At 48.2% G+C, this 1,764-nt stretch carries 2 protein-coding genes; both read right to left on the minus strand.

What is annotated here, in order from left to right; genetic code table 11:
• On the minus strand, positions 1-1,022 hold a 1,022-nt coding region (locus tag AB3112_RS11265), incomplete at its 3' end, for a cation-translocating P-type ATPase (protein ID WP_367334545.1).
• A gap of 190 nt (positions 1,023-1,212) precedes the next feature.
• A partial coding sequence (nadE, locus tag AB3112_RS11270) for an ammonia-dependent NAD(+) synthetase (RefSeq protein ID WP_367334546.1) occupies positions 1,213-1,764 on the minus strand: 552 nt, incomplete at its 5' end.

The raw sequence follows: 1,764 nt of genomic DNA on the forward strand, positions 1-1,764 counted from the left end.
ATTTTATTCTGGGTCAACGTCCCAGTCTTGTCCGAGGCAATCACGTCTGTACTGCCAAGGGTTTCAACGGCCGGCAGTTTACGAATCAACGCACGGTGGCGGGCCATCTGCTGGGTTCCCAACGCCAACGTCACGGTCACGATCGCCGGAAGTCCTTCAGGAATGGCGGCCACCGCTAATGAAATGGCGGTTAAAAGCATATTAATTAAGCTTTCCTGGCCCCGCCACATCCCAACACCAAAGACGATCACCGCGATCACCAGGATCAATACGGTCAGCATTTTCCCTAGCGATTTGAGGTTTTCCTGAAGTGGCGTAGTGGTTTCTTCAGTCGTATTGAGCATGTGGGCAATCTTTCCGACTTCGGTGTTCATTCCGGTTCCAATCACCACTCCGACTGCCCTTCCGGAAGTGACGTTACTATTCATAAATCCAAGATTTTTTCGGTCGCCCAATGGTAAATCATGATCAACAATTGGCGTGACCTGCTTGTTAACGGGCACAGATTCACCTGTAAGGGCTGCTTCTTCAATCTTTAAGGAATTAGCTTCAGTCAATCGAATATCGGCTGGCACGACGTCTCCTGCCTCCAGAAGAACAATGTCTCCCGGGACAATATCCTCGCTTTTAACCGACTGGGACTCGCCATTTCGAAGAACCGTTGCCATTGGCGCCGACATTTCTTTGAGTGAATCAATCGCGTTTTCTGCTTTCGATTCCTGAAATACCCCAAAGATCGCGTTTAAAATTACAACCGCAAGGATAATGATGGCGTCCACCGTTTCACCGGCGAATCCAGCGATAATCGCGGCGACAATCAAAATGATGATCATCAAATCCTTGAACTGGGCAAAAAACTTTTCGATGATCGTTGTCCGCCGCTTGGACGTTAATTTATTGGGGCCAAACTGTTCTCGACGGTCCCGGACTTCCTGATCAGTCAGGCCGTGCGGGTTGGCCTTCATTTGGCTCATCACGTCATCGACCGTCCGCTGATAAAACTGTTTTTGTTCTTGTTTCATTGATTTCCTCCTCTAAAAGAAAAGAGACCCATAAATTCCTCGCTAAAAGAATTCATAAGTCTCACCATTTAAGATTTATCCCGGAAATACGAGTATTTCACGTTGACGAGATAATCGCAATCGAAATTGCTGGTTACTCCCTTTATTTATCGTAATTATACCTAACCACTAATGAAAAGTCACTAAATATCTACTTCCAAAATGTATCGTAGACGTTAATCGGCGTGTGGCGTTTATGCTGGGTCTTGTCGTACCAGCCTTCAATCGTTTCAGCTGCCTTGACCGAAACATCTTGGCCTTCCAAATAAGCATCAATGTCTTGGTAGGTAACGCCGAGGGCAACTTCATCCGGAAGCGCCGGCCGATTGTCTTCCAAATCAGCAGTCGGAACCTTTTGATAGAGGTGCTCAGGAGCGCCCAGCAGCTTCAGCAATTGTTTGCCCTGTTCCTTATCCAAACGCCAAAGCGGGGTAATGTCGGCAGCCCCATCTCCGAATTTCGTGTAAAAGCCGGTCACGGCTTCAGCGGCGTGGTCAGTGCCAACAACGGCCCCTTTCTTTGCTCCGGCAATTGCGTACTGGGCAATCATCCGTTGGCGGGCCTTGATATTTCCCTTGTTAAAGTCATCAATTTGAATCTGATTGTCTTCAACCGATTTTTCGGCAGCGTCAACTGCCGGCTTAATGTCGACTCGGGCAACTTGGTCGGCGTTGATGTAACTAATCGCTTCCAAGGCATCTGA

The organism is Lentilactobacillus sp., assembly GCF_040773105.1.
Taxonomy (GTDB): Bacteria; Bacillota; Bacilli; order Lactobacillales; family Lactobacillaceae; genus Lentilactobacillus; species Lentilactobacillus parabuchneri.